Here is a 24,139-nt window from a genome sequence, read left to right as displayed (position 1 = left end):
GCCGCGGCCCAGGCCGCCAGCGCGGGCGGCACCAGGCGAAGGTCCGCCGGGCCCTCCTGGCGGGGATGGGATGCCCCGCGCGGTGAGGCGGCGGCCGCGTGCACCGGGGCGCGGGGGCGCGCCGTCCGTACGGATGTCATGGCTGAACCAGCGGGCGGAGATCGGCGAACCGGCGGTCGCCGATGCCGTTGACCTCGCGGAGTTCATCGATGGAGCGGAAACCGCCGTGCTGGGTGCGGTAGTCGAGGATGTGCCGGGCGAGGACCGGGCCGACGCCCGGCAGGGTGTCGAGCTGTTCCGCCGTCGCCGAGTTGAGGCTGATCGTCCCGCCGGAGGGTGCGCCCGGTGCGGGGCCGGAACCGGGTGCGGGGGCCGGGCCGGTGGGGGCGGGGCCTGCGGGTGCCTGGTTCGCCGGGGCGCCGACCACGATCTGCTCACCGTCCACCAGGGGTCGGGCCCGGTTCAGTCCGCTCGTGTCCGCGCCCGGGCGCGCACCGCCCGCCGCCTTGATCGCGTCGGCGACCCTGGCCCCGGACGGCAGTTGCCGCAGCCCGGGGCGGCGGACCTTGCCCGTCACATCGACCACGACCGCCCGGCTTCCCGCGCCAACGGTCGACCGCTCCCCGGTCGTCGGTCCCGCTGCCGCACGCGCGGGTTCGGGTTCGGGTGCCCGTACGGTCTGCGGGCGGCCGCTCCAGAAGTGGTAGACCGCGAAGGCCACCGCGACGACGAGGGCGACCGCCAGCGCGACGACGGTCCGTAACTCCATGCCGCAGCGCAGCTGAAGCCACAGCGGAAGGCGTTCACGCAACGCCAGCCGCATCCGGTCGCGGCGGCGCAGCGTCTGGCTGCCGCCGGTGTCGGTCTTCTCGTCCGCGCCCTCGTCCACCGGTTCGTCCTCGGCCTCCGGCGCGGCCCAACGCGGCACACGACGCCGCGCCGCACCGCCCGCCCCCTCGTCCGAGGGCGCGCCCGCGTCTTCGCCCGAGCCGACGGCCGCCCCGGCCACCCCTGCGCCGGTTCCCCTGCCGGCAGGCCTCCGGCCCGGAACGGGCACCGCGTCCAGCGCGGAGACCGGAACGCGGGACGCCTCCGAAGCGGACGCCGCCCCGGAGCCGGGCGCCTGGTTCAAGGCGGACACCGGCCCCGACGCCCGAGTCGAACCCGATGCGGGAGCCGGACCGGCAGCGGACACCGCAAGCCGGGCGGAGAGCGGCACCGGAGCGCGTGGCGGCGTCGAAACGGACTCCCGGCCCGGGGCAGTTGTCGCCCCTGGGGTGGACGACCCGTCCGAAGCCGGCGCCAGCCCTGAGCCGGGCGCCTGGCCCGGAGCGGGCGTGGGGGACGACCTCGGAGTGGGCAGGCGGTTCGGGCTTCGGATGGGTGGGGTCGGGGTGGGCCCTTCACCTCGGGTGGGGAAGAGGGCCGCCGCGCGGGCGCTGCGGGGTGGTGGGGCGGCGCGGGGCGCTGCCAGGCGGTGGCGGCCGCGGGGCGGTCGCGTCGTCACGGTGCGTGATCGTGTCCTCATGCCGACCGACCGTAGGCGCCTTCGTCCGACCCCGCTGAGCAGCGCCGATTCCCGGGGATAACCCACGGTGTGTGGAAAACTCCGTCACCCGAACGAGTCCGCTACCGCGGAGAAACCACCGCGCCCAGCAGCCCCGGTCCGGTGTGCGCCCCGATCACCGCGCCCACCTCGCTCACGTACAGCTCAGCGAGTCCCGGGATCCGCTCCCGGAGCCGCTCCGCGAGGGCGGTCGCGCGCTCCCCTGCCGCGAGGTGCTGGACGGCGATGTCCACCGGCCTCTGCCCCGCCCGCTCCACCACGATCTCCTCCAGCCGGGCGATGGCCTTGGATGCGGTGCGGACCTTCTCCCGCAGTTCGATCCGGCCGTCGTCGAGCTGGAGCAGCGGTTTGACCGCGAGTGCGGAGCCCAAGAGGGCCTGCGCCGCGCCGATGCGGCCGCCGCGGCGCAGATAGTCGAGGGTGTCGACGTAGAAGTAGGCCGCGGTGCCGTCGGCCCGCTTCTGGGCCGCCGCGACGGCCTCGTCCAGCGTGCCGCCGCCCTCCGCGGCCTCCGCCGCCGCCAGTGCGCAGAAGCCGAGCGCCATCGCGACCATGCCGCTGTCCACCACCCGGACCGGTACGGGCGCGTCCTGTGCGGCGAGCACCGCCGCGTCGTAGGTGCCGGAGATCTCGGCGGACAGGTGCAGCGAGACGATGCCGGTCGCGCCCTCGGCCGCGGCCGCGCGGTAGGCGTCCGCGAAGGTCTCCGGGCTGGGCCGGGACGTGGTCACGGGCTTGCGCTTCTGGAGGGCCTCCGCGAGCGACAGGGCCGAGATCTCGGTCCCTTCCTCCAGCGCCCGGTCTCCGAGCACCACCGTCAGCGGCACGGCGGTGATGCGATGCCGCTCCATCGCCTCCTGCGGCAGGTAAGCCGTTGAATCGGTCACGATCGCGACATGGCGGGACATGACTGGGAGATTATCCGGGGAAGCCCCGGGCCGACAGCGCGACCCCACTGGATGATCACCGACCCTACCGGTAAGCCCGCGTTCAGGCGGTGTTCTCGGGGCGGGAGGACTCCTGCCAGGGCTTCTGCCAGGAATGCGGCTGCGGCCGGGGGGTGGGCTCGAGGGAGGGCGGTGAGGGCTGTTCCTGCTGGTGGGGTGCGGGCTCGCCCGGCGAAGACCCGGGCACGGACCCCGGCTCCGACGCCGCCCGCGGGCCCGACGCGGGTTCCGACGCCGCCCGCGGGCCCGAGGCGGCACGCGGCTCCTCCACCGTCCAGTGCCGCAGCGCCCCCGCCTCCATCTCGATCTCGCGCCCCAGCGCGTCCAGCTCGTCGTGGGCGAACCGCTGGGCCCGCTCCCGCACCGCCCAGCGCAGGGAGTCCGCGGAGTGGGTGATCCGCTCCGTGCGCTCCCGCAGCTCGGGGAGCAGGGCGGCGAGGCGGGTCTTGTCGGGCTCGCGCTCCAGCCGCTTCAGGTCGTCGTCCAGCTCGCGGCCGTGCGCGCCGAGCCGCTGGAACAGGTTCAACGACTCCGCCACGGAGCGGTCTTGGCCCGCCACCGCGTGCAGGGCCTGCTCGGTCGCGGACATCGACGTACGCAGCGACAGCCGCAGCTCGGCCAGCTCACCGGCCGCGCCCGGCCGGGAGAACTGGCGGGCCCGGAGCCGGGTGTCCTCGACCGTGCGGCGGGCCTGGTCCACGGTGCGGTCGAGGCTGCGCTTGGCCGTCCGGACCACCCGCACCGTGACATAGGCGCCGCTCACGATGAACAGGACGAAAAGCAGCAACAGGATCCAGATGGCTTCCATGTGCGCTCCTTCGGGCGGCGGTCACCGCGGTGGCAGCTGTCCTCCCAGCGTAAACGGACCGGGCGGGCCCGGGGTTCCTGACGAACCCCCAGCCCGCCCCTACGGGTCACCCCGAGCCGTCAGGCCGGGACGATGTTCACCAGCTTCGGCGCCCGCACGATGACCTTGCGGATGCCCGCGCCGTTCAGCGCCGCGACCACCGCCGGGTCGCCCAGGGCCTGCGCCTCCAGCTCCTCGTCGGAGACCGACGGGGCGACCTCCAGCCGGGCCTTGACCTTGCCCTTGACCTGGACCACGCAGGTCACCGTCTCGTCCACGACGTACGCCGGGTCGGCGACCGGGAACGACTCGTGGACGACCGAAGCGTCGTGGCCCAGCTTGCGCCACAGCTCCTCGGCGATGTGCGGGGCCAGCGGCGCGATCAGCAGCACCAGCCGCTCGGCGATCGAGCGCGGCACCTCGCGCACCTTGGTGACGTGGTTGTTCAGCTCGGTGATCTTGGCGATGGCGGTGTTGAAGCGCAGGCCCACCATGTCCTGGCGGACCCCGTCGATCGCCTTGTGCAGGGCGCGCAGCGTGTCCTCGTCGGGCTCCGCGTCGACGACGGTGACCTCGCCGGTGGCCTCGTCCACGACGTTCCGCCACAGCCGCTGGAGCAGCCGGTACTGACCGACGACCGCGCGGGTGTCCCAGGGGCGCGAGACGTCCAGCGGGCCCATGGCCATCTCGTACAGGCGCAGCGTGTCGGCCCCGTACTCGGCGCAGATCTCGTCCGGGGTGACGGCGTTCTTCAGGGACTTGCCCATCTTGCCCAGCAGACGGGTGACCTTCTCGCCCTGGTACCAGTACGCCCCGTCGCGCTCCTCGACCTCGGCGGCCGGGACGGCGATGCCGCGGCTGTCCCGGTAGACGTACGCCTGGATCATGCCCTGGTTGTACAGCTTGTGGAACGGCTCGGCCGACGAGACGTGCCCCAGGTCGAACAGCACCTTGGACCAGAAGCGGGCGTACAGCAGGTGCAGCACGGCGTGCTCGGCGCCGCCGACGTACAGGTCGACGCCGCCGTGCGGCTGGCCGTCGCGCGGGCCCATCCAGTAGCGCTCGGTGCCGGGGTCGACCAGCTGCTCGCTGTTGTGCGGGTCCAGGTAGCGCAGCTCGTACCAGCAGGAGCCGGCCCAGTTGGGCATGGTGTTGGTCTCGCGGCGGAACGGCCGCGGGCCGCGTCCGTCGCCCAGGTCCAGCACCACGTTGACCCACTCCTCGTTCCGGGACAGCGGGGTCTCCGGGGAGGTGTCGGCGTCGTCGGGGTCGAAGGTGCGCGGCGAGTAGTCCTCGACCTCGGGCAGCTCCAGCGGCAGCATCGACTCGGGCAGCGCGTGGGCCACGCCGTCCTCGTCGTAGACGATCGGGAAGGGCTCGCCCCAGTAGCGCTGACGGCTGAACAGCCAGTCGCGCAGCCGGAAGTTGACGGTGCCCTCGCCGATGGCGCGGGCCTCCAGCCACTCGGTGATCCGGGCCTTGGCCTCGGTCACGCCCAGGCCGTCCAGGGAGACGCCCTCACCCGCCGAGTTGACGATCTTGGCGTCGTACGAGGCGAACGCGTCGTCCCAGGTCGACGGGTCGGTGCCGCGGTCGTCCGAGGGCTCGACGACGCAGCGCATCGGCAGCTCGAAGGCGCGGGCGAAGGCGAAGTCACGGCCGTCGTGCGCCGGAACGGCCATGATCGCGCCGGTGCCGTAGCCCATCAGCACGTAGTCGGCGATGAAGACCGGCACCCGGTCGCCGCTGACCGGGTTGACCGCATACGCACCGGTGAAGACGCCGGTCTTGTCCTTGGCCTCGGCCTGCCGCTCCACGTCCGACTTGGCCGCGGCCTGCTTGCGGTACGCGTCGACGGCCGCGGCCGGGGTGGCGTGCCCGCCGGTCCACACGTCGTGGGTGCCCTCGGGCCAGGCGGCCGGGACGATGGAGTCGACCAGGTCGTGCTCGGGCGCCAGCACCATGTAGGTCGCGCCGAACAGGGTGTCCTGGCGGGTGGTGAAGACCGTGATCTTCGCGTCGGGGTGGTCCTGCACCGGGAAGTCGACGCGGGCGCCCTCGCTGCGGCCGATCCAGTTGCGCTGCTGGAGCTTGATGGCCTCGGGCCAGTCCAGCGCGTCCAGGTCGTCCAGCAGCCGGTCCGCGTAGGCGGTGATCCGCATGTTCCACTGGCGCAGCTTGGCCTTGAAGACCGGGAAGTTGCCGCGCTCGGAGCGGCCGTCGGCGGTGACCTCCTCGTTGGCCAGCACGGTACCCAGGCCGGGGCACCAGTTGACGGGCGCGTCCGAGGCGTACGCCAGGCGGTATTCGCCCAGGACGTCGGCGCGCTCGGCCTCGGTCAGCCCGTCCCAGGGGCGCCCGTCGGGGGTGGCGCGCTCACCGGAGGCGAACTGCGCGGCCAGGGTGTCGATCGGGCGCGCCTTCTTCGCCTCCGGGTCGTACCAGGAATTGAAGATCCGCAGGAAGATCCACTGGGTCCACTTGTAGTAGTCCGGGTCGATCGTGGCGAAGGAGCGGCGCGGGTCGTGGCCCAGGCCCAGGCGGCGCAGCTGGCGCCGCATGTTGTCGATGTTGGCCTCGGTGCTGACCCGGGGGTGGGTACCGGTCTGCACCGCGTACTGCTCGGCGGGCAGGCCGAAGGCGTCGAAACCCAGGGTGTGCAGGACGTTGTGGCCCGTCATGCGGTGGTAGCGGGCGTACACATCGGTGGCGATGTAGCCCAGCGGATGGCCCACGTGCAGTCCCGCCCCCGAGGGGTACGGGAACATGTCCATGACGAACTTCTTCGGCCGGGCCACGACGTCGGCGTCACCGGCCAGGTCGCCGCCCGGGTTGGGCGCGTCATACGTGCCGTTCGCGTCCCAGAAGTCCTGCCAGCGGGCCTCGATGTCAGCGGCCAGCGCGGCCGTGTAGCGGTGCGGCGCGGCCACCTCGGCTGCGGCATTGGTCTCGCTCATGATCCTCAAAGCTCCATTGGTCGTCTCTGCCCGCGGTACAGGCCGATTCCCTCTTGTCCGGTGAAACAAAAAGGCCCCTCGCACAGGAGGGGACGCCGCGCCGATGCCGACCGGAGATGATCGCGGTCGGGACTGATCAGCGCGGCCCGCTAAGCAGAAGGCGTACGGCACGCATGGGGTCAGGTTACCGCAGGACACCGAGGACCCGCATCGAGGTAGTACGAGGGCGGGGAAAGGAGAAGCGGGCCGTCCGCATAGGACGGCCCGCTCCTGGGATTGTGGAGCTAAGGAGAATTGAACTCCTGACCTCCTGCATGCCATGCAGGCGCTCTACCAACTGAGCTATAGCCCCAGGTCTTGCTGTTCCGCCCGGTTCCCCTCGGCGGCATCGCCTACATTACACGGACGCCCCGGGCTTTAGCCAAATCGATTGCCGCGGGGGCCCTGCCCCGTGCCCCTCACGCCGTGGCGAACGAGTAGAAACGCTTCAGCGTGCAGTGCTCTTCGAGGAGCCGACCGTAGATCGGCTCGCCCTCCAGCTCCCGGTACGTCTCGATCGGGTCGCCCTTGATGATCAACGCCTGGGCGCACTCCGCGCACCAGTACTGATAGTCGGAGTTGAGCGGCTCCATGTCGCGGACGATGGGTGTGCCGCCACCGCACCAGTCACATTTCCGGCTGTGTGCTCCCATGTCACTCAGCTCCAGCTGTGGCCGCAGGCCGTACACACGTAGGAAACACCGCCGTTGTCACCGAGTACCTGAGCCACGTTGCCGGAGCCGCAGGACGGGCATTCGATGCCCTCCCGAGCTGTCTCGGAAAGGTCCTCGAACGCGTCGAGGATGCTGGTCGGCATCCCACCCGTCCCTCCCCATCGGACTATCGGCCCTGCGCCCCCGCCGGCGGTCCGATTCTGCCACGGGGCGACGCCCAGGTCAGCGGAGATGCAACAGACGCCTCACCAGACTCACAAGCGCCCCGCACACCGCCACTTCCGCCGAGCTCACGCACTCGGTGCGGTGTCGTCCAACCTACCCAGGAAGATCGCACCGAACCCAGCCACCCCGGCGACAGGCCAAGTTGAGCCGACGTCAACAGGGGGGAGGCCGGAGGCGAGATAGACGGCAGTCCGTTTGGAGCCGCACGCAAACGCGCGCAAACGCACACAAAAGCGGCGATCCCGCCTCCCTCACCGGGAGACGGGATCGCCGCCATCTGTGGAGCTAAGGAGAATTGAACTCCTGACCTCCTGCATGCCATGCAGGCGCTCTACCAACTGAGCTATAGCCCCGCTGCTCTCCGCGCCGCTGCGCTTCGAACAAGAAGGAGCTTAGCCGGTGACCAGCCGGAAAAGGAAATCGAGCCGGGAGGGGTCTGCTGGTCGTCGTCCAGCCGCTGGTCGTCGTCTAGTCGTCGTCGCCGAGGACGGGCTCGGGGAGGGATCCGGCGTTGTGCTCCAGCAGCCGCCAGCCGCGGGCACCCTCGCCCAGCACCGACCAGCAGCAGTTCGAGAGGCCGCCGAGCGCCTCCCAGGTGTGCGGCTCCAGGCCGAGCAGCCGCCCGATCGTGGTGCGGATCGTGCCGCCGTGGCTGACCACCACGAGCGTGCCGCCGTCGGGCAGCTTCTCGGCGGCCTCCAGCACGACCGGTGCCGCCCGGTCGGCGACCTCGGACTCCAGCTCGCCGCCGCCGCGCCGCACCGGCTCGCCGCGCTTCCACGCCGCGTACTGCTCGCCGAACCGCTCGATGATCTCCTCGTGCGTGAGCCCCTGCCACTCACCGGCGTAGGTCTCCCGCAACCCGGCGTAGTGGTCGACCGTGAGCCCGGTCACGGTCGCCAGCTCGGCGGCGGTCGCCATGACCCGCTTGAGGTCGGAGGCGACGATCGCGTCCGGCCGCAGTCCGGCCAGCAGCCGGGCCGCGCGGTGGGCCTGCGCGACGCCGGTGTCGGTCAGCTCGATGTCCAGGGAGCCCTGGAAACGGCGCTCGATGTTCCAGGCCGTCTGGCCGTGCCGCCACAGGACTATGCGGCGGCCGCGGCCGCTCATGGTGCCGTTCAGCTCAGCTCACCGCCCGCACCGCCGTCCGGGCCCTGGGCCTGCGCGTACTCCTCCGCCTTGCCGCGGGTGGCCTGGGCGTCGGCGGGCAGCTCCAGCTGCGGGCAGTCCTTCCACAGCCGCTCCAGGGCGTAGAAGACCCGCTCCTCGCTGTGCTGCACGTGCACCACGACGTCCACGTAGTCCAGCAGCACCCAGCGGGCCTCGCGGTCGCCCTCGCGGCGGACCGGCTTGGCGCCGAGGTCCTTGTTCAGCCGCTCCTCGATCTCGTCGACGATGGACTTCACCTGGCGGTCGTTGGGCGCCGAGGCCAGCAGGAAGGCGTCGGTGATCGAGAGCACGTCGCTGACGTCGTACGCGATGATGTCGTGCGCGAGCTTGTCGGCGGCCGCCTGGGCGGCGGCGTTGATGAGCTCGATGGAGCGGTCCGTGGCGGTCACAGGCGAGGCTTTCCGGTCGGTGGGGACCCTCAGGGTCTGGCACCCCAAGGGTCTCACGCCCCACCGTCACGGCTCTCGGCCCTTCCCCCGTGACCGCCGTGACTCTCCTGACTCTTCCGGCTCTCCGCCGCGCGTGACGCAAGGCCCGTGACGCAAGACCGCCCGTGACGCAGGACCGCCCGTGACGCCGAGGCCGCCCGTGGGCGCGGTCAGCCCTGGGGGTCGTAGTCCGCGCCGAGGACCACCGTGACGTCCGCGTTGGCGGCGCCCTTGCCCTTGGCGACCGAGGTCGCGGGCAGTCCGAGGGTCTTGGCGACCTCCTTGGCCTGTCCGGCCTGCTTGGCGTCCGCGTACGTCACCCGCGAGGTCTGCTGCGGAGTGCCCCCCTCCGTGGCGGCGACGACCGTGAAACCGCCGTTGACCAGCGCGACCCGGGCGGCACCCGAGGCGTCCTGGCCCCCGCCCGCGCTGGTCACGCTCACCCGTGCCGCGGAGCCCGGGTCGGTGTTCTTCACCGTGCCGCCGAGGACGCTCTTGACCACCCGGTCCGTCGCCCGGCTGCTGAGCGTCCCGTCGCCCTGGACCGGCAGCATCATCGTGTCGTAGTCGCCGCCCTTGGCCTGCCCGGCGAGCCGCGCCAGCGAGGCGCCGAGCTGCTGCTCGGACAGCGACGGGTCGGGGATCTGCGCCAGCTGCTCGACGGTCTTGGTGGCGCCGCCGGTATCGCTGGAGACCTTCTTCAGGGTGGCGTCCATGACCTGTCCGAACCGGGCGAGCTGCTTGGTCTGCGCCTCGCCCGGGGCCCGGTAGGTGGCGTACGCCACAGCCGCCTGACCGCTCAGCACCTGCTCCTTGCCCCGCTTGACCATCGGGCTCTCGCCCTTCCGGGCGGACGGGACGGTGGTGTCGGTGTCCAGGGTGATGCCGCCGACCAGCTCGACGAGGTTCTCCAGATAGGGCGTGTCCAGCCGCCAGGTGCCCTGGATCTTCGAGCCCAGCAGGGTGGACAGGGAGTCGCGGGTGGCGTCGGAGCCCTCGTCGGTCACCGACTTGCCGAGCGTGGTGGAGCCGCCGTCCTCGGTGGAGACGGACAGCGCGTTCGGCAGCAGGACGGTGGTGCCCTTCTTGGTGGTCTCGTTGTCCACCAGCAGCGCGGTGGAGGTACGGCCGCCCTTCAGCTCGCGCAGATGGACGACGATCACGTCCCGCTTCTGCGGGCCACCGGCCGCCGCCTGGGCGTCGCCGTCGGCGGAGAGACCGGGCAGCTTGCCCGCGTACCAGAGGTAGCCGACGCCGCCCACGGCGGCCAGGACCAGCACCACGACGAGCGCGACGAACCGGTTGCGGCCCTTGCGGCGGCGCTCGTCACGCCGCTCGGAGCGGGTCTCGGCGAACTTCAGCCAGTCGATGACGTCTTCGGAGTCCTCGTCGGGCTCCTCGACGAAGGAGAACTGCTCGGTGCGGTACTCCTCGCCCTCCGCGTCCGGTCCGGACTTGCCCGCGCCGCCGGGCTTCCGGGGCCCTCCCCCGTCGGGAGCCGCGGCCGGAGCCGGGGCGCCGGAAGACGGCTGCTGCCGGTCCAGCTCGGCCAGCTCCTCGTACGGGTTCGGCTCGTCCTCCTCGGGCGCGGCGGGCTGGGCGGGCTGGGCGGGCTGCGCGGGCACGGCGTAGTCGTAGCCCTGCTGGACGTACTGCCCCTGCTGCCCCGGCTGCTGGACGTACTGCTCCTGCTGCCCCTGCTGCGGATACTGCTCCTGCTGCCCCTGCTGCGGATACTGCTCCTGCTGCCCCTGCTGCGGATAGGGCTGCTGCTGCCCGTAGTACGGGTCGTATGGCTGCGTCTGCGGATGCTGCGCGGGGGCCTGCTGCGCCTGCTGGGCGGCCTGGCCGTACGGGTCGTACCCGTAGCCGTAGCCGTCCTGCTGCCCCTGATGCTGCCCGTAGTACGACGACGGGTCGTAACCCTGCTGCGTCCCCTGCGGCTGGTACACCGGCTGCCCATAGGCGTCGTAGCCGTAGATCTGCGGCTCCTGGGCATACGGATCCCGCGCGTACGGGTCGTACGGGTCCTGTCCGTCGTTCACCGGTACCCCTTCAGCAGTCGTGCCGGTACAGCTCTCGCTTGTCGATGTACCGCACCACACCGTCCGGCACCAGGTACCAGACGGGTTCGCCGTGTGCGACACGCGCCCGGCAGTCCGATGACGAGATCGCCAGCGCCGGCACCTCGACCAGCGACACCCCGCCCTCCGGCAACCCCGGGTCGGCCAGTATGTGCCCGGGCCGCGTCACGCCGATGAAGTGGGCGAGCGAGAACAGCACTTCGGCATCGCGCCAGGTGAGGATCTGGGCGAGCGCGTCCGCTCCGGTGATGAAGAACAGGTCCGCGTCACCGTTCAGCGCGCGCAGGTCCCGGAGCGTGTCGGTGGTGTACGTCGCACCGCCGCGGTCGATGTCGATACGGCTGACCGAGAACTGCGGATTCGACGCGGTCGCGATGACCGTCATCAGATAGCGGTCCTCCGCCGGGGAAACCTTTTTGTGGCTCTTCTGCCACGGCTGCCCGGTCGGCACGAACACGACCTCGTCCAGGTGGAACTGCGACGCCACCTCGCTCGCCGCGACCAGGTGACCGTGATGGATCGGGTCGAACGTCCCGCCCATCACACCGAGCCGCCGCTTGGCCGGCCCCTTCTCCTCTTCCATGCGTGCAGACCCTACTGGGCCCGGCTCGAAACCGGGGCCCTGAGAGGCAACGGCCTTAAGGTCAGCGGTCCCGGTTGAAGCGCGTGGTGATCCACAGCAACAGGAACAGGATGACGAGAGCCGCGCCGCCGGTCATGAAGGGGCTGATGCTCGGGTGAGTATCGGTGTGGTGCTCACCGCCCTCGGCCGCGAGGGTGGTCAGGGCGGCATGTGCGGTGCTGAAAGCGCTCATCGCAGGCGATACCTATCCGGGTCTCGGCGTCACGTCACGTCCGCCACATCGTATGCGAGCCGGATTCCGGGCTTGCCCTCAGTCCGCCCTTGAGCCCGCTCTCAGTCCTGTTTGTACCCGCGCAGCAGGAACCAGGCGACCAGGACGGATCCCACGACGCCGACGACGATGACGGTGCGCAGCAGCGCTCCCGGTCCCTGGTCCTTGGAAGTGGCGGCAAGCACGGCGGTGAGGCCAGTCATATCGGGCATGTCTCCACGCTAGCCCCCCGCCGCGCAGGGCCTAAGGTGGGGTCCGCCAGGGGGGACGGGCACGACCGAGGCAGTCCGGCGAACAGTCCGCACGAGGGGGACCAATGAGCGACAGCCACACGCACGGGACCGGCGGCGACGGGAGCGGCACCGGAGAGGGACGTGAGCATGTGCCCAGCCGCGAGAGGCGGCGCTTTCCGGGCATTTCCTCGCGGGCGTACGAGCATCCGGCCGACCGCTCGGCGCTGGTCGCGCTGCGCAAGCTGACCGGCTTCGACACCGTCTTCAAGGCGCTGAGCGGGCTGCTGCCCGAGCGCAGCCTGCGGCTGCTGTACCTGTCCGATTCGGTGCGGGTGAGCGACCGGCAGTTCGCCCACCTCCACGACATGCTGCGGGACGCCTGCTACATCCTCGACCTGGAGCAGGTCCCGGCGATGTACGTCACCCAGGACCCGAAGCCGAACGCGATGTGCATCGGCATGGACGCGCCGATCATCGTGCTGACCACCGGGCTGGTGGAGCTGCTCGACGAGCAGGAGATGCGGGCGGTCATCGGCCACGAGGTGGGCCACGCGCTGTCCGGGCACGCCGTCTACCGGACGATACTGCTGTTCCTGACCAACCTCGCGCTGAAGGTCGCCTGGATCCCGCTCGGCAATGTGGCGGTGCTGGCCCTGGTGACGGCGCTGCGCGAGTGGTTCCGCAAGTCGGAGCTGTCGGCGGACCGGGCGGGGCTGCTGGTCGGGCAGGACCTGCGGGCCTCGATGCGCGGGCTGATGAAGCTCGCGGGCGGCCACCATCTGCACGAGATGAACGTGGACGCCTTCCTGGAGCAGGCCGAGGAGTACGAGAACAGCGGCGATCTGCGGGACTCCGTACTCAAGATCCTGAACATGCTGCCGCGCAGCCACCCGTTCACCACCGTGCGCGCCGCCGAGCTGAAGAAGTGGGCCGCGAGCCGGGACTTTCAGCGGCTCATGGACGGCCACTACCCGCGCCGCGAGGAGGACAAGGACACCTCGGTCGGCGACTCCTTCCGGGAGTCGGCGAGCCACTACGCGGAGTCGGTCCGCACCAGCAAGGACCCGCTGATCGCGTTCGTACGGGACGTGGCGGGCGGCGCCGGGGACCTGGGCAGCAAGCTGCGCGACCGGTTCGCCGGCGGCGGCAGGCCGGGCGGGGACGCCACCGAGGGCACGCCCCCGCGGGACGGCCAGGAAGGCCGGGACGGCGGGGAGGGCCGGGATGGCCGGGATGGCCGGGATGGCCGGGAGGGTTCCGAGGGGGACGAACCGCCCCGGTCCTGAGGTCTACGGGCTGGTCTACGGGCTGGTGGGCTGCGTGCCCGGGGAGAGCACGCCGCAGAGGGAGACCGGGGTGCGGCCCGGGGCGTACGGGTCGGTGCCCATCGGGGAGTCGTTCCGGACGCTCTGCCCGGCCACCAGCGGCCGCAGATAGCCGGAGGCGTTCGCGGCGCACGCCTGCGGGCCCGCCAGTACGGAGCTGTGCACCAGCTCCACCCGGTGGTCGCGCAGATCGCCGCGGTCGAAGCGGAACCGGGTCTCCCGGCGCACCGTGTACAGCGAGGCGTGGTCCGGGGCCCGCTCGTGTGCCCGCTGGACCGCGTAGACGAAGACGTGGTCGGCGCTGACCTCCAGGGTCGAGGGGGTGCGCTCGACGACCGTCAGCGTGCCGCGCACCCGCACCGGGGCATTGGCCAGCGTCACCTCGGCCGGGTTGAAGCGGGTCAGCCAGCCGGTGGCCGCATGGCGGCCGTCGTCGACCGGGTGTTCGAAGCTCTGGTCGAACTGGACCTGCTGGGCGGGGTCGAGCAGCAGCCGCACCGTCTGCACCGGGCCGCCGGTGAGCACGCCCGGGTCGAGGGCCGACTTGACCACGTAGTCCTTGGCCGTGGTGAGCGCCGTCATCACCTGGCTCTCCGAGAACCCCTGGGTGCGCCGCACGGCGGGCAGGGTGACCCCCTCGGCGCCGACGCGGAACTGGGCGGCCGGGCTCTCCCGGAACAGCTCCGCGGGCCGCCCGCCGGGCACCTCACCGCGCGGCGACAGCGGCACCACGCTGCTGCGCAGCGGCTCGACGGCCTGCGGCTCGGGGGCCTGGTAGGGGTGGCGTACGCCCATGTAGACGGCCGCCGCGAAGGCGAAGGCGATCAGCAGGACGAGGACGACGGCCTGCCGCGATGCCCCGGCGCGGGCCCAGGCGTGGCGGCTGCGCACCGCGCGGGAGTGATCGTCCATGCGCTCCTGGGCGGAGAACTCCTGGAGGCGGGCAGCACGAACGAAGGACTCGTCGAACACGACGGAGCGGTACTCGTCCTCACCACCTCCCGGGACGCCCTCGGGTGTCCCCTCGGGAGGGTCTCCACGCCCGGTCATACCTCAAGAGTAGGTCGCCGGGGGCAGCGGTAAACGCCGTGGTACTCCACAACTTCACGCACAGTACGGAGGAAACGCCGCATAGGGCGCGACGTGCTACGGGGATGTGACGGGGGATGTGACGGACGACGCCGTCACGGAGTGCGCGGCACGATGGAGGCGGGCGGTGCCTCGCGCTCGGCAGCCCTGGACGGCATGGACGGCACACTGCCCGGCCGCCCCGCGGGCGTGCCGTCGACCCCGCTGGTGGCGGGCGGCGGGGCCGGGTCCTGCCGGTTGCCCGAGGTGCCGCGGTAGACCGCCGTGAAGGCCAGCGCGACCACCCCGATGCCCATCAGGACGGCCAGCAGCCAGGCCACCGGGCGGTGCCAGCGGGCATGGCCGCGGTAGGGCCGCCCGGCGCTCCCGTAGCGCCCGTACGGGCCGTAGGAGCCGTCCAGCTCGCGGCCCGGGCCGAAGCGGCCGTCCGGGTCGGCATAGTCGTCGTACGGGCCGTCCCCGAACTCACCCTCCGGACCGTACGCGTCGTCGAACAGCTCGTCCTCGGGGGACACTCCGGCCCTGCCGCGCCGGGACGCCTCGGCCTCGGCACGGGCCTGCGCGGCGGCCAGCATCCGCTCGATGGCGGTGGGTTCATGGATGACGGCGGACCGTACGAAGTCCTCGTCGAAGACCACGGTGGCGAACTCGTCGTTCGCCTCTCCGTGGCTGCGCTCGTCGGGCTCGTCGCCGTCCGGGAACGGCTTGCCCCCCACGTCGTCCGGCACCCGTTCAGAGTAGACCGGACGGGTCAATTTGGGCAGGGCAAAATGGCATTCGAGGGAAGATCCACCCGTTGACCTCGGGATTCGACCATCCCCCTAACGGGTGACTCAGCGAGTGTGTCCGTCGCCGGTGACGATGTACTTGGTCGACGTCAGCTCGGGCAGTCCCATCGGGCCCCGGGCGTGGAGCTTCTGGGTGGAGATGCCGATCTCGGCGCCGAAGCCGAACTGGCTGCCGTCCGTGAAACGCGTGGACGCGTTCACGGCGACCGTGGTGGAGTCCACCAATTGGGTGAAGCGGCGGGCGGCCGCCTGCGACGTCGTGACGATGGCCTCGGTGTGACCGGAGGACCACAGGCCGATGTGGGCCACCGCGGCCTCCAGGGAGTCCACGACCGCCGCGGCGATGTCGTACGACAGGTACTCGGTCTCCCAGTCCTCCATCGCCGCCGGCACGACCGTGGCCTTCGTCCCCTCGGCCTCGGCCAGCGCCTGCACCCGCTCGTCGGCGTGCACCGTGACACCGGCCGCCGCCAGCGCCTCCAGGGCGCGCGGCAGGAACTCCGCNGCCGCCGCCAGCGCCTCCAGGGCGCGCGGCAGGAACTCCGCGGCGATGTCCTGGTGCACCAGCAGCGTCTCCGCCGCGTTGCACACGCTGGGGCGCTGGGCCTTGGAGTTCACCAGGATGTCCACGGCCATGTCGAGGTCGGCCTGCGCGTCCACGTACACATGGCAGTTGCCGGTGCCGGTCTCGATGACCGGAACCGTCGACTCCTCGACCACCGTACGGATGAGCGAGGCACCGCCACGCGGAATCAGCACGTCCACCAGGCCGCGGGCGCGCATCAGCTCGCGCACCGACTCCCGGCTCTCCCCCGGCACCAACTGAATCGCGTCCGCGGGCAGTCCGGCGCCGCCGACGGCGTCGCGCAACACCTTCACCAGCGCGCTGTTCGAGTGGTACGCCGACGAAGAACCGCGCAGCAGGACGGCGTTGCCCGACTTCAGGCACAGCGCGGCGGCGTCCACCGTGACGTTCGGGCGGGCCTCGTAGATGATGCCGACGACGCCCAGCGGGACGCGCACCTGGCGCAGGTCGATGCCGTTGGGCAGCGTCGAACCGCGCACCACCTCGCCGACCGGGTCCGGCAGCGCGACCACGTCGCGGACATCGGAGGCGATGGCCCGCACCCGCTCCGGGGTGAGGGTCAGCCGGTCGACGATCGCCTCGCTCGTGCCCGCCTCCCGGGCCCGCTCCACATCGGTGGCGTTGGCCTCGACGATCTCCTTCGTCCGCACCTCCAGCGCGTCGGCCATCGCCAGCAGCGCGTCGTCCTTGAGGGCACGCGGCAGCGGGGCGAGGTCGACGGCCGCGGCGCGCGCCCGGTAGGCGGTCTGGAGCACCGGGGACTTCGGCCAGGGGTCGGTGAGCGGCGACGTGGGTGCGCTGGTCATGCGAGCAGCCTACTGAGCCGAGCGCGGCGACCCGATGGGTATTCCGCTCTTCGAGATGGTCTTCTCACATCTCGAAGCGGCTCCGAAGCGGTCCCGAAGCGCACGGGCCCCTTCGGGCAGGTCCCCTCAGAAGGGGTGCACACCCACCGGGGACGCCGGTGGCGGCCCGTATCCCTCCGCGATGCGCTGGTGATACGTATCACGGTCGATGACCTCGAGTCCCACGATCTCCCATGGCGGCAGCTTGGCCGTGGAACGGTGCTCGCCCCACAGCCGCAGCGCCACCGCCGCCGCGTCGTGCAGATCACGCGCCTCTTCCCAGTAACGGATCTCGGCGTGATCGTTGGCGTAGCGGCTGGTCAGCAGGAAGGGGTGGTCATGGGCCAGCTGCTCCAGAGCGCGCCGGACCTCCCGCAGCGGCGCCTCGGCACCCGAGACGCTCAGCGTGATGTGCCACAGCCGGGACACCTCGACGCGCCGCTTGCCCTGCGTCGTCGCGTCCTCCGTCCCGGCATCGCCCGTCCCGGCGCCGTTCGCACCGACACCGTTCAACCCGACACTGGTCAGGGTGCGCTCCGCCGCCCCTCGGGGCGGCGCCCCCGGGCGCCCTCGTCTCACCGGCGGCCTCCTGTAGCTCGCTGCTCCGCTCACGCGCGGGCGGAGCACTGTGGCGGTGGTGCTGTACCTCCACCGCGGGCCCGCTGCCCGCGCGACCCCGTTGAACAAAGTTGACCAGTCCTCGCGCGGCGGCGGGGCGTTTTTGCGGAAGGTAAGCCCTCCTTTTTTGGGGCTCGGTTCGCCTCCGGGGCGCAAAAGCCGGTGTCATCCGTGGCGGTGGAGCACCACCAGGTCGTCCCGGTGCACGACCTCGCGCTCGTACGCGGGGCCCAGCTCGCGGGCGAGGTCGCGGGTCGACCGGCCGATCAGCCGGGGGATCTCCTTGGCGTCGAAGTTCACCAGTCCGCGGGCCACCGCGCGGCCCTCGGTGTCGCGCAGCTCGACCGGGTCCCCGGCGGTGAACTCGCCCTCCACCGCCGCGATCCCCGCCGGCAGCAGCGAGGTGCGGCGCTCCACGACGGCCCGCACCGCCCCGTCGTCCAGGGTGAGCGCGCCGCGGGGCTCCGAGGCGTGGGCGAGCCACAGCAGGCGATCGGCCGAGCGGCGGCCGGTGCGGTGGAAGTACGTACCGGTGGGGCGGCCCAGCAGGGCGTCCCCGGCCCGGCTGGCGGAGGTGAGCACCACGGGGACCCCGGCCGCGGCGGCGATCCGGGCGGCCTCGACCTTGGTGACCATGCCGCCGGTGCCGACCCCGGCGCGGCCCGCGCTGCCGATCGAGACCCCGACGAGGTCCTTGGGGCCCTTGACCTCGTCGATGCGCGAGGTGCCGGGCGTCCTGGGGTCGCCGTCGTAGAGCCCGTCCACGTCGGAGAGCAGCACCAGCAGATCGGCCCGTACGAGATGGGCGACCAGGGCCGCGAGCCGGTCGTTGTCCCCGAACCGGATCTCGTCGGTGGCCACGGTGTCGTTCTCGTTGACGATCGGCAGGGCGCCCATGGCCAGCAGCTGGTCCAGGGTCCGGGTGGCGTTGCGGTAGTGGGCGCGGCGGCTGGTGTCGTCCGTGGTGAGCAGCACCTGGCCGACCCGGCGCCCGTAGCGCGCGAAGGAGGCGGTGTAGCGGGCCACCAGCAGACCCTGTCCGACGCTCGCGGCGGCCTGCTGGCGGGCGAGGTCGCGGGGGCGCCGCTCCAGGCCCAGGGGAGCGAGTCCGGCGGCGATGGCCCCGGAGGAGACCAGGACTATTTCCTTGCCGTCCCCGGCCCCGCCCACGTCCTGGCCGAGCACCTTCGCGAGCACGTCCACCAGCGCGTCAACCCGGTCCGCGTCCAGCCCTCCGGCCGCGGTGGTGAGGGAGGACGAACCGACCTTGACCACGATCCTGCGGGCCGCGGCCACCTCGTCCCGTACCGCCGACCCGTCCTGCTCTGCCACGCCTCTCCCCTGCTCATCCCGGGCTCGTCCCCGGCTCTCACGCGCAGCTGCGCACCTCGCGGAAAGCGGAAACGCGTGTCCTGCACACTCACATCATGACAAGGGGGCAATCTACGTGAGCCGGGACCATGGCCGCCCGGCCATTTCGCCGCCGCGACCATCGCGACCGCCGCGGCCGACACCCGGGCCTCAGGTCTCAGGAAGATCGCGGAGAGATCACCGTGAGATGGCGGCGCGGCCCCGTGGAATCGTTTGAACCCGTTTCGAGGCGGTTGGCACCTGCGCGGATTGTCACCGAGCCAGACGGCGGCATACGGTCAGGGGTCCCCCCACTCGTCCACCGCCCTCCCGCCAGGAGCCCAACCCGTGCCCTCTGCCGGATTCGCCCCACGCCGGGTCGTACAGCTCACGGCGCTGCTCGCCATGGTGGTGTTCTTCACCACACAGCTCGTCGGCGCCGTGCTCCCGAACGTACCGCTGTTCATCGCCGCCTCGGCGTGCGGCCTCGCCCTCGATCTCTTCCTTCAGCAGAAGCAGCCCGGTCTGCTGTCCCTGCTGGGCAAGGTCCGCTTCGACATCACGGTGCGCCAGCTGTTCCGCGACATGCTCATCATGGTCGGGCTGCTGCGGATCGAGGGAATCAATCCGCTGCACGAGCAGGCACCGCTGACCGTGGGGCTGCTGCTCTTCTACGTGGTGCACTTCGCCTGCCAGGCCGCCGCCATAATGGTGCGCCGCACCCGGCAGCTGCCGTTCGTCACCCGCAACATCGACGCGTCCGCGCTGCGGCTGAGCGAGGCCCCGCCGCGGTTCTTCTCCCGCCAGCACGGCCGCCGGATCCTGCGGCTCGCCGCCCCGGCCACCGCCGGACTGCTGCTCACGGCCGGCACCAAGAACGGTGTCTGGGGAGCCGTCGGCCTCTCGATTGCCCTGCTCATCGGCCTCGCCGGAACCGTCCACCTGGCCACCTGGCTGCTGCCGCGCAAGCGGGTGGTGAACGAGGCGAAGGCCCTGGAGTGGCTCGACACGTGGCTGGCCGAGTACCAGCCGACCGTGGGCATGTACTTCTCCGGCGGCACCAGCTCCGCGTACCAGGCGAACATGTGGCTCTCCACGCTCGCCTCGCTCGAGGGCAACCCCATCATCGTGCTGCGCGAGCGGTTCATGGTGCAGAAGATCGACGCGACGGACATCCCGATCGTCTGCCTCCCCAAGGTCGCCCACCTGATGCGCATCGAGCACTCGACGCTCAAGGTGCTGCTGCACCCGGCCAACTCGGGCAAGACCTCGCAGGTGCTGCGCATCCCCTCGATCAAGCACGCGTTCATCAACCACGGCGAGAGCGACAAGCTCTCCAGCTGCAACCCGTACGCCAAGGCGTACGACGAGGTGTGGGTCGCGGGCCCGGCCGCGCGCGACCGCTACCAGCTCGCCGACATCGGCGTCGAGGACAAGGACGTCGTGGAGGTCGGCCGTCCGCAGCTGGCGCCGATCCGCCCCTACGCGGGCGCCCCGACCGGTGAGTACACCACCGTGCTGTACGCGCCGACCTGGGAGGGCTGGGACGGCAACCCCGGCAACACCTCGGTCATCCTGGCCGGTGAGAACATCGTCCGCGAGCTCCTCGACGACCCCAAGGTGCGCCTGCTGTACAAGCCGCACCCGATGACCGGCTCCGTCGACCGGCGGGCCGGGCGCGCCAACGACCGCATCAAGGCGATGATCGCCGAGGCGAACGCCAAGCGCGGCGGGGCCCGTCCGCCCGCCGAGGCCGCCACCGAGCTGACCCGGCGCGCCGAGGAGCTGACCCAGCTCACCAGCACGTCCTTCCGCCGCAGCGCGGACGAGATCGAGCGCATGAAGCTCCAGGGCACCCCGGACGACAACCGCGCCGCGGGTGTGGCGGCGGCCACCGCCGCCTGGGAGAGCGCCTACTGGGCGTCGCTGCCGGAGTGGGAGCACCAGGTCGTCACCGGGCCGCGCCCGGCCATCTTCACCTGCTTCAACCAGGCCGACGTGCTGATCAGCGATGTCTCGAGCGTCGTCTCGGACTACCTGACGAGCGAGAAGCCGTACGCGGTGGCGAACACCAGCGGGCTGACCGAGGAGGAGTTCCGGGCGAACTTCCCGACGGTGCGCGCCGCCACGATCCTCACGCCCGAGGCGACGGAGGTTCCGGAGCTGCTGGAGGCCGTCCGCGAGCCCGAGAAGGACACCCTCGCCCCGGCCCGCGCCGAGCTGAAGGTGCACCTGCTCGGCCCGTCCGACCCGCCGTCCCTGGTGCGTTTCGACCGGGCCGCGCAGACGCTGTGCCGGAAGGCCGACGAGCGGCGGGCGCGGATGGCCACGCGGCTGGCCGACGAGATCCCGTCGCAGCGGGAGGCCCGGGACGCGGCCGAGGAGACGGAGATGGAGGCCGGACCGTCGGAGCCGGAGGAGACGGCGACGGTCTGAGGCGGACCGAGACCGTCTGAGGCGCCGCCGGCTACGCGTAAGGGCCCGGGAGCATCGCTCCCGGGCCCTTTGCCGTGGGGCAGGTCCGTCGCGGCCGAGAGGGGCCGCCAGGGCTCGTGACGGGGGCTTGCCCGCCCCGTCACGAGCCCCGGAAGACCTAGAACGGCTTGAACGACTCGTACTCCTCGTCCGCGTCGTCCCGCTCCGCGTCCCGGTCGCGGCGCCGCTGCGCCGCCGGGCGGGGGGCCTCGAAGCGGTGGTCCTCACCGCGGCGGCCCAGCATCTCGGCGCCCGCCGCCAGCGTCGGCTCCCAGTCGAAGACGACCGCGTTGTCCTCGGGGCCGATGACGACCTCGTCGCCCGCGCGGGCGCCCGCCTTCACCAGTTCCTCCTCGACGCCGAGGCGGTTCAGCCGGTCGGCGAGATAGCCGACGGCCTCGTCGTTGTTGAAGTCGGTCTGGTGGACCCAGCGTTCGGGCTTCTCGCCCACGACGCGGTAGAAACCGTCCTCGGCGACGACCTTGAAGCCCGCGTCGTCCACGGCCTTCGGGCGGATGACGATCCTGGTCGCCTCCTCCTTCGGCCTGGCCGCGCGCGCCTTTCCGACGATGTCCGCGAGGGCGAACGACAGCTCCTTGAGGCCGAGGTGGGCGATCGCCGACGCCTCGAAGACCTGGTAGCCGCGGGCCTCCAGGTCGGGGCGGATGATGTCGGCGAGGTCCTTGCCGTCGGGGATGTCGACCTTGTTGAGGACGACGAGCCGGGGCCGGTCCTCCAGGCCGCCGTACTCGGCGAGTTCGGCCTCGATGACGTCGAGGTCGGTCAGCGGGTCGCGCTCGGACTCCAGGGCCGCGGTGTCCAGGACGTGCACCAGCACCGAGCAGCGCTCGACGTGGCGCAGGAACTCCAGGCCGAGGCCCTTGCCCTGGCTGGCGCCCGGGATCAGGCCGGGCACGTCCGCGATGGTGTAGACGGTCGAACCGGCCGTCACCACGCCGAGGTTGGGCACCAGGGTGGTGAAGGGGTAGTCGGCGATCTTCGGCTTGGCGGCCGAGAGCACCGAGATCAGCGACGACTTACCGGCGCTGGGGTAGCCGACGAGGGCCACGTCCGCGACGGTCTTCAGCTCCAGGACGACGTCCCCGGCGTGGCCGGGCTCGCCCAGCAGCGCGAAGCCGGGGGCCTTGCGGCGGGCCGAGGCGAGGGCCGCGTTGCCGAGGCCGCCGCGGCCGCCCTGGGCGGCGATGTAGGTGGTGCCCTCGCCGATCAGATCGGCGAGGACGTTGCCCCGCTTGTCGAGGACGACCGTGCCGTCCGGGACCGGCAGGACCAGGTCGCTGCCGTCCTTGCCGGAGCGGTGGCCGCCCTCGCCGGGCTTGCCGTTGGTGGCCTTGCGGTGCGGGCTGTGGTGGTACTCGAGCAGCGTGGTGACCGACTGGTCGACGACCAGGATCACATCGCCGCCCCGGCCACCGTTACCGCCGTCCGGGCCGCCGAGCGGCTTGAACTTCTCGCGGTGCACGGAGGCGCAGCCGTGGCCTCCGTTACCCGCGGCGACGTGCAGCTCGACGCGGTCCACGAAGGTGGTCATGACGGGTGCCTCCAGATACGTACGGGGTCGGGGATGTCGTCGTTACGTGCGTAACCTGCGTAACGCGCCGAGGGCGGACCCGCTTCCCCGTCACGGGAAAGAGCGGTCCGCCCTCGGAAAGGTGTGTGGCGTCGTGCCGGGGCCGAGATTACTCGGCGACCGGAACGATGTTCACGACCTTGCGGCCACGGTGGGTGCCGAACTGCACGGCACCGGCGGCCAGCGCGAACAGCGTGTCGTCGCCGCCGCGGCCGACGCCCGCGCCCGGGTGGAAGTGCGTGCCGCGCTGGCGGACCAGGATCTCACCCGCGTTGACGGCCTGGCCGCCGAAGCGCTTGACCCCGAGCCGCTGGGCGTTGGAGTCGCGACCGTTCCGAGTGGACGATGCGCCCTTCTTGTGTGCCATGTCTCCTCAGTCCCTTACTTCGCAGCCGAGTCGATGCCGGTGATCTTCAGCGCGGTGTGCAGCTGGCGGTGGCCGATCCGCTTACGGTAACCGGTCTTGTTCTTGTACTTCAGGATGTCGATCTTGGCACCCTTGTGGTGGTCGACGACCTCGGCGTGAACCTTCACACCGGCCAGGACCCACGGGTCGCTGGTGACGGCATCGCCGTCGACAACGAGCAGAGTCGAGAGCTCGACGGTGTCGCCGACCTTGCTGGTTCCAATGCGGTCGACCTCGATGACATCGCCCACGGCTACCTTCTGCTGGCGGCCGCCGGTGCGCACAATTGCGTACACGCGGTTCTCACTCTCTCGCTAGTAAACGGGACCTCTGATGCCAGCCGCTCCACATGACCCCACGAAGGTCATGACAACCGAGTGATTCGATGCGATGCACCATGCGATTCAGCATCGGCCGAGCGGCCTCTCCCGCGGACGGGAGGGATGTGCTCAGGGGTTTGGCGTAAGACGCCGAGGGTCAAGGTTACCAGAGCCCGGAGGGCACCTACGCACGTGCGTAGGTGCCCTCCGTCGCCGTTCCGTCCCGCTCAGTCGTCGGCGGCGGCCGAGACCGACTGCGGCGTCTGCTGCTCCGCCGCCGCGGTCTTCTTCGACGCCGTCTTCTTGGCGGTCGTCTTCTTCGCCGTCGTCTTCTTCGCGGTCGTCTTCTTGGCCGCGGTGGTCTTCGACGCGGTCTTCTTCGCGGCGGTCTTCTTGGCGGCCGTCTTCTTCGCCGGCGCCTTCTTGGCGGCCGTCTTACGGGCCGTCTTCTTCGCCGGTGCCTTGGCCTCGCCGTCGGCCGCGGCTTCGCCGTCGGCCTTGTCCTCGGCCGCGACCTCACCGTCGGCGGACGCCGCCGACTCGGCAGCCTCCGGCTTCGGCTCCCCGGCCGCAGCGCCGACGACCACCACGGCGGCCTCGTCGGAGCCCGTCGGCGAGCCCGCCGGGGCGGACACCTTACGGGTCGCCCGGCGGCGCGCACGCGGCGCGGGAGCGGCCTCCGGCTCGGCGGCCGCCTCCGGCTCGGGGGCGGGAGCGGGAG

22 protein-coding genes, 2 tRNA genes and 1 pseudogene are annotated in these 24,139 nt (G+C 71.7%); 2 read left to right on the top strand and 23 right to left on the bottom strand.

What is annotated here, in order from left to right; genetic code table 11:
• Positions 1 to 136: 136 nt before the first annotated feature.
• The 14 genes from EEJ42_RS51890 to EEJ42_RS50980 all read right to left on the bottom strand — a co-directional run bounded on the left by EEJ42_RS51890 (position 137) and on the right by EEJ42_RS50980 (position 12,004).
• Complete coding sequence (locus tag EEJ42_RS51890) at positions 137 to 1,009, bottom strand: ComEA family DNA-binding protein (RefSeq protein ID WP_342778301.1); 873 nt, start codon at positions 1,007 to 1,009, stop codon at positions 137 to 139.
• A gap of 620 nt (positions 1,010 to 1,629) precedes the next feature.
• On the bottom strand, positions 1,630 to 2,475 hold the full coding sequence (locus tag EEJ42_RS20130) for a DegV family protein (RefSeq protein WP_123101478.1): 846 nt from the start codon (positions 2,473 to 2,475) through the stop codon (positions 1,630 to 1,632).
• 82 nt (positions 2,476 to 2,557) lie between these two features.
• Complete coding sequence (locus EEJ42_RS20125) at positions 2,558 to 3,322, bottom strand: hypothetical protein (protein WP_123101476.1); 765 nt, start codon at positions 3,320 to 3,322, stop codon at positions 2,558 to 2,560.
• Positions 3,323 to 3,441: 119 nt separating this feature from the next.
• Complete coding sequence (gene leuS / locus EEJ42_RS20120) at positions 3,442 to 6,318, bottom strand: leucine--tRNA ligase (RefSeq protein ID WP_123101474.1); 2,877 nt, start codon at positions 6,316 to 6,318, stop codon at positions 3,442 to 3,444.
• A gap of 279 nt (positions 6,319 to 6,597) precedes the next feature.
• Positions 6,598 to 6,670, bottom strand: a tRNA-Ala gene (locus EEJ42_RS20115).
• 106 nt (positions 6,671 to 6,776) lie between these two features.
• Positions 6,777 to 7,010, bottom strand: coding sequence for a hypothetical protein (locus EEJ42_RS20110; protein WP_009717962.1), 234 nt, complete (start codon positions 7,008 to 7,010; stop codon positions 6,777 to 6,779).
• A 5-nt stretch (positions 7,011 to 7,015) separates the two neighbouring features.
• Positions 7,016 to 7,174 (bottom strand): hypothetical protein, encoded by a 159-nt coding sequence (locus EEJ42_RS50990; RefSeq protein ID WP_179934253.1) that lies wholly within the window; start codon positions 7,172 to 7,174, stop codon positions 7,016 to 7,018.
• A gap of 362 nt (positions 7,175 to 7,536) precedes the next feature.
• Positions 7,537 to 7,609 (bottom strand) — tRNA-Ala (locus EEJ42_RS20105).
• 115 nt (positions 7,610 to 7,724) lie between these two features.
• The gene (locus EEJ42_RS20100) at positions 7,725 to 8,378 is read right to left on the bottom strand and encodes a histidine phosphatase family protein (protein ID WP_123101472.1); all 654 of its coding nucleotides are present in this window, start codon (positions 8,376 to 8,378) and stop codon (positions 7,725 to 7,727) included.
• Positions 8,375 to 8,815: a ribosome silencing factor gene (gene rsfS, locus EEJ42_RS20095; protein ID WP_123101470.1), complete on the bottom strand. Its 441-nt coding sequence runs from the start codon at positions 8,813 to 8,815 to the stop codon at positions 8,375 to 8,377. The genes EEJ42_RS20100 and rsfS overlap by 4 nt, the downstream gene beginning before the upstream one ends.
• 209 nt (positions 8,816 to 9,024) lie before the next feature.
• Complete coding sequence (locus EEJ42_RS20090) at positions 9,025 to 10,899, bottom strand: LCP family protein (protein WP_123101468.1); 1,875 nt, start codon at positions 10,897 to 10,899, stop codon at positions 9,025 to 9,027.
• A gap of 10 nt (positions 10,900 to 10,909) precedes the next feature.
• Positions 10,910 to 11,521: a nicotinate-nucleotide adenylyltransferase gene (gene nadD, locus EEJ42_RS20085; RefSeq protein WP_009717958.1), complete on the bottom strand. Its 612-nt coding sequence runs from the start codon at positions 11,519 to 11,521 to the stop codon at positions 10,910 to 10,912.
• 61 nt (positions 11,522 to 11,582) lie between these two features.
• The gene (locus tag EEJ42_RS50985; RefSeq protein WP_039938999.1) at positions 11,583 to 11,753 is read right to left on the bottom strand and encodes a hypothetical protein; all 171 of its coding nucleotides are present in this window, start codon (positions 11,751 to 11,753) and stop codon (positions 11,583 to 11,585) included.
• 101 nt (positions 11,754 to 11,854) lie between these two features.
• Entirely contained in the window at positions 11,855 to 12,004 is a 150-nt protein-coding gene (locus EEJ42_RS50980; protein ID WP_167542520.1) for a hypothetical protein, read from the bottom strand.
• 104 nt (positions 12,005 to 12,108) lie between these two features.
• Here EEJ42_RS50980 and EEJ42_RS20080 point away from each other — a divergent pair, with 104 nt between their 5' ends.
• Entirely contained in the window at positions 12,109 to 13,311 is a 1,203-nt protein-coding gene (locus EEJ42_RS20080) for a M48 family metallopeptidase (RefSeq protein WP_123101466.1), read from the top strand.
• 15 nt (positions 13,312 to 13,326) lie between these two features.
• Here EEJ42_RS20080 and EEJ42_RS20075 read toward each other — a convergent pair whose 3' ends face one another.
• The 5 genes from EEJ42_RS20075 to proB all read right to left on the bottom strand — a co-directional run bounded on the left by EEJ42_RS20075 (position 13,327) and on the right by proB (position 18,572).
• Complete coding sequence (locus EEJ42_RS20075) at positions 13,327 to 14,400, bottom strand: SCO2583 family membrane protein (RefSeq protein WP_123101464.1); 1,074 nt, start codon at positions 14,398 to 14,400, stop codon at positions 13,327 to 13,329.
• A gap of 134 nt (positions 14,401 to 14,534) precedes the next feature.
• A complete protein-coding gene (locus EEJ42_RS20070; protein ID WP_123101462.1) occupies positions 14,535 to 15,167 on the bottom strand; it encodes an SCO2584 family spore wall biosynthesis protein in 633 nt (210 codons plus the stop codon).
• Positions 15,168 to 15,272: 105 nt separating this feature from the next.
• On the bottom strand, positions 15,273 to 16,619 hold the full coding sequence (locus tag EEJ42_RS20065; RefSeq protein WP_123101460.1) for a glutamate-5-semialdehyde dehydrogenase: 1,347 nt from the start codon (positions 16,617 to 16,619) through the stop codon (positions 15,273 to 15,275).
• 126 nt (positions 16,620 to 16,745) lie between these two features.
• Positions 16,746 to 17,237 carry a hypothetical protein gene (locus tag EEJ42_RS20060; RefSeq protein WP_123101458.1) on the bottom strand — a complete coding sequence of 164 codons (492 nt, stop codon included), beginning with the start codon at positions 17,235 to 17,237 and terminating at the stop codon, positions 16,746 to 16,748.
• Positions 17,238 to 17,441: 204 nt separating this feature from the next.
• Complete coding sequence (gene proB / locus EEJ42_RS20055) at positions 17,442 to 18,572, bottom strand: glutamate 5-kinase (RefSeq protein ID WP_123101482.1); 1,131 nt, start codon at positions 18,570 to 18,572, stop codon at positions 17,442 to 17,444.
• 402 nt (positions 18,573 to 18,974) lie between these two features.
• Here proB and EEJ42_RS20050 point away from each other — a divergent pair, with 402 nt between their 5' ends.
• Entirely contained in the window at positions 18,975 to 21,062 is a 2,088-nt protein-coding gene (locus EEJ42_RS20050; RefSeq protein WP_123101456.1) for a hypothetical protein, read from the top strand.
• Between the two features lie 157 nt (positions 21,063 to 21,219).
• Here EEJ42_RS20050 and obgE read toward each other — a convergent pair whose 3' ends face one another.
• The 4 genes and pseudogenes from obgE to EEJ42_RS20030 form a co-directional block, all read right to left on the bottom strand.
• Complete coding sequence (obgE, locus tag EEJ42_RS20045) at positions 21,220 to 22,653, bottom strand: GTPase ObgE (RefSeq protein ID WP_123101454.1); 1,434 nt, start codon at positions 22,651 to 22,653, stop codon at positions 21,220 to 21,222.
• 148 nt (positions 22,654 to 22,801) lie between these two features.
• On the bottom strand, positions 22,802 to 23,059 hold the full coding sequence (gene rpmA / locus EEJ42_RS20040) for a 50S ribosomal protein L27 (protein WP_123101452.1): 258 nt from the start codon (positions 23,057 to 23,059) through the stop codon (positions 22,802 to 22,804).
• 14 nt (positions 23,060 to 23,073) lie between these two features.
• Positions 23,074 to 23,394, bottom strand: coding sequence for a 50S ribosomal protein L21 (rplU, locus tag EEJ42_RS20035; protein WP_009717947.1), 321 nt, complete (start codon positions 23,392 to 23,394; stop codon positions 23,074 to 23,076).
• A gap of 251 nt (positions 23,395 to 23,645) precedes the next feature.
• Positions 23,646 to 24,139: pseudogene (locus tag EEJ42_RS20030) on the bottom strand (ribonuclease E/G); the annotation flags it as partial.

This window comes from Streptomyces botrytidirepellens (genome assembly GCF_003721215.1).
In the GTDB taxonomy this organism is placed as follows: domain Bacteria; phylum Actinomycetota; class Actinomycetes; order Streptomycetales; family Streptomycetaceae; genus Streptomyces; species Streptomyces himastatinicus.
Note: the sequence above shows the minus strand (reverse complement) of the source record. Positions and strands in the feature narration are given on the sequence as shown.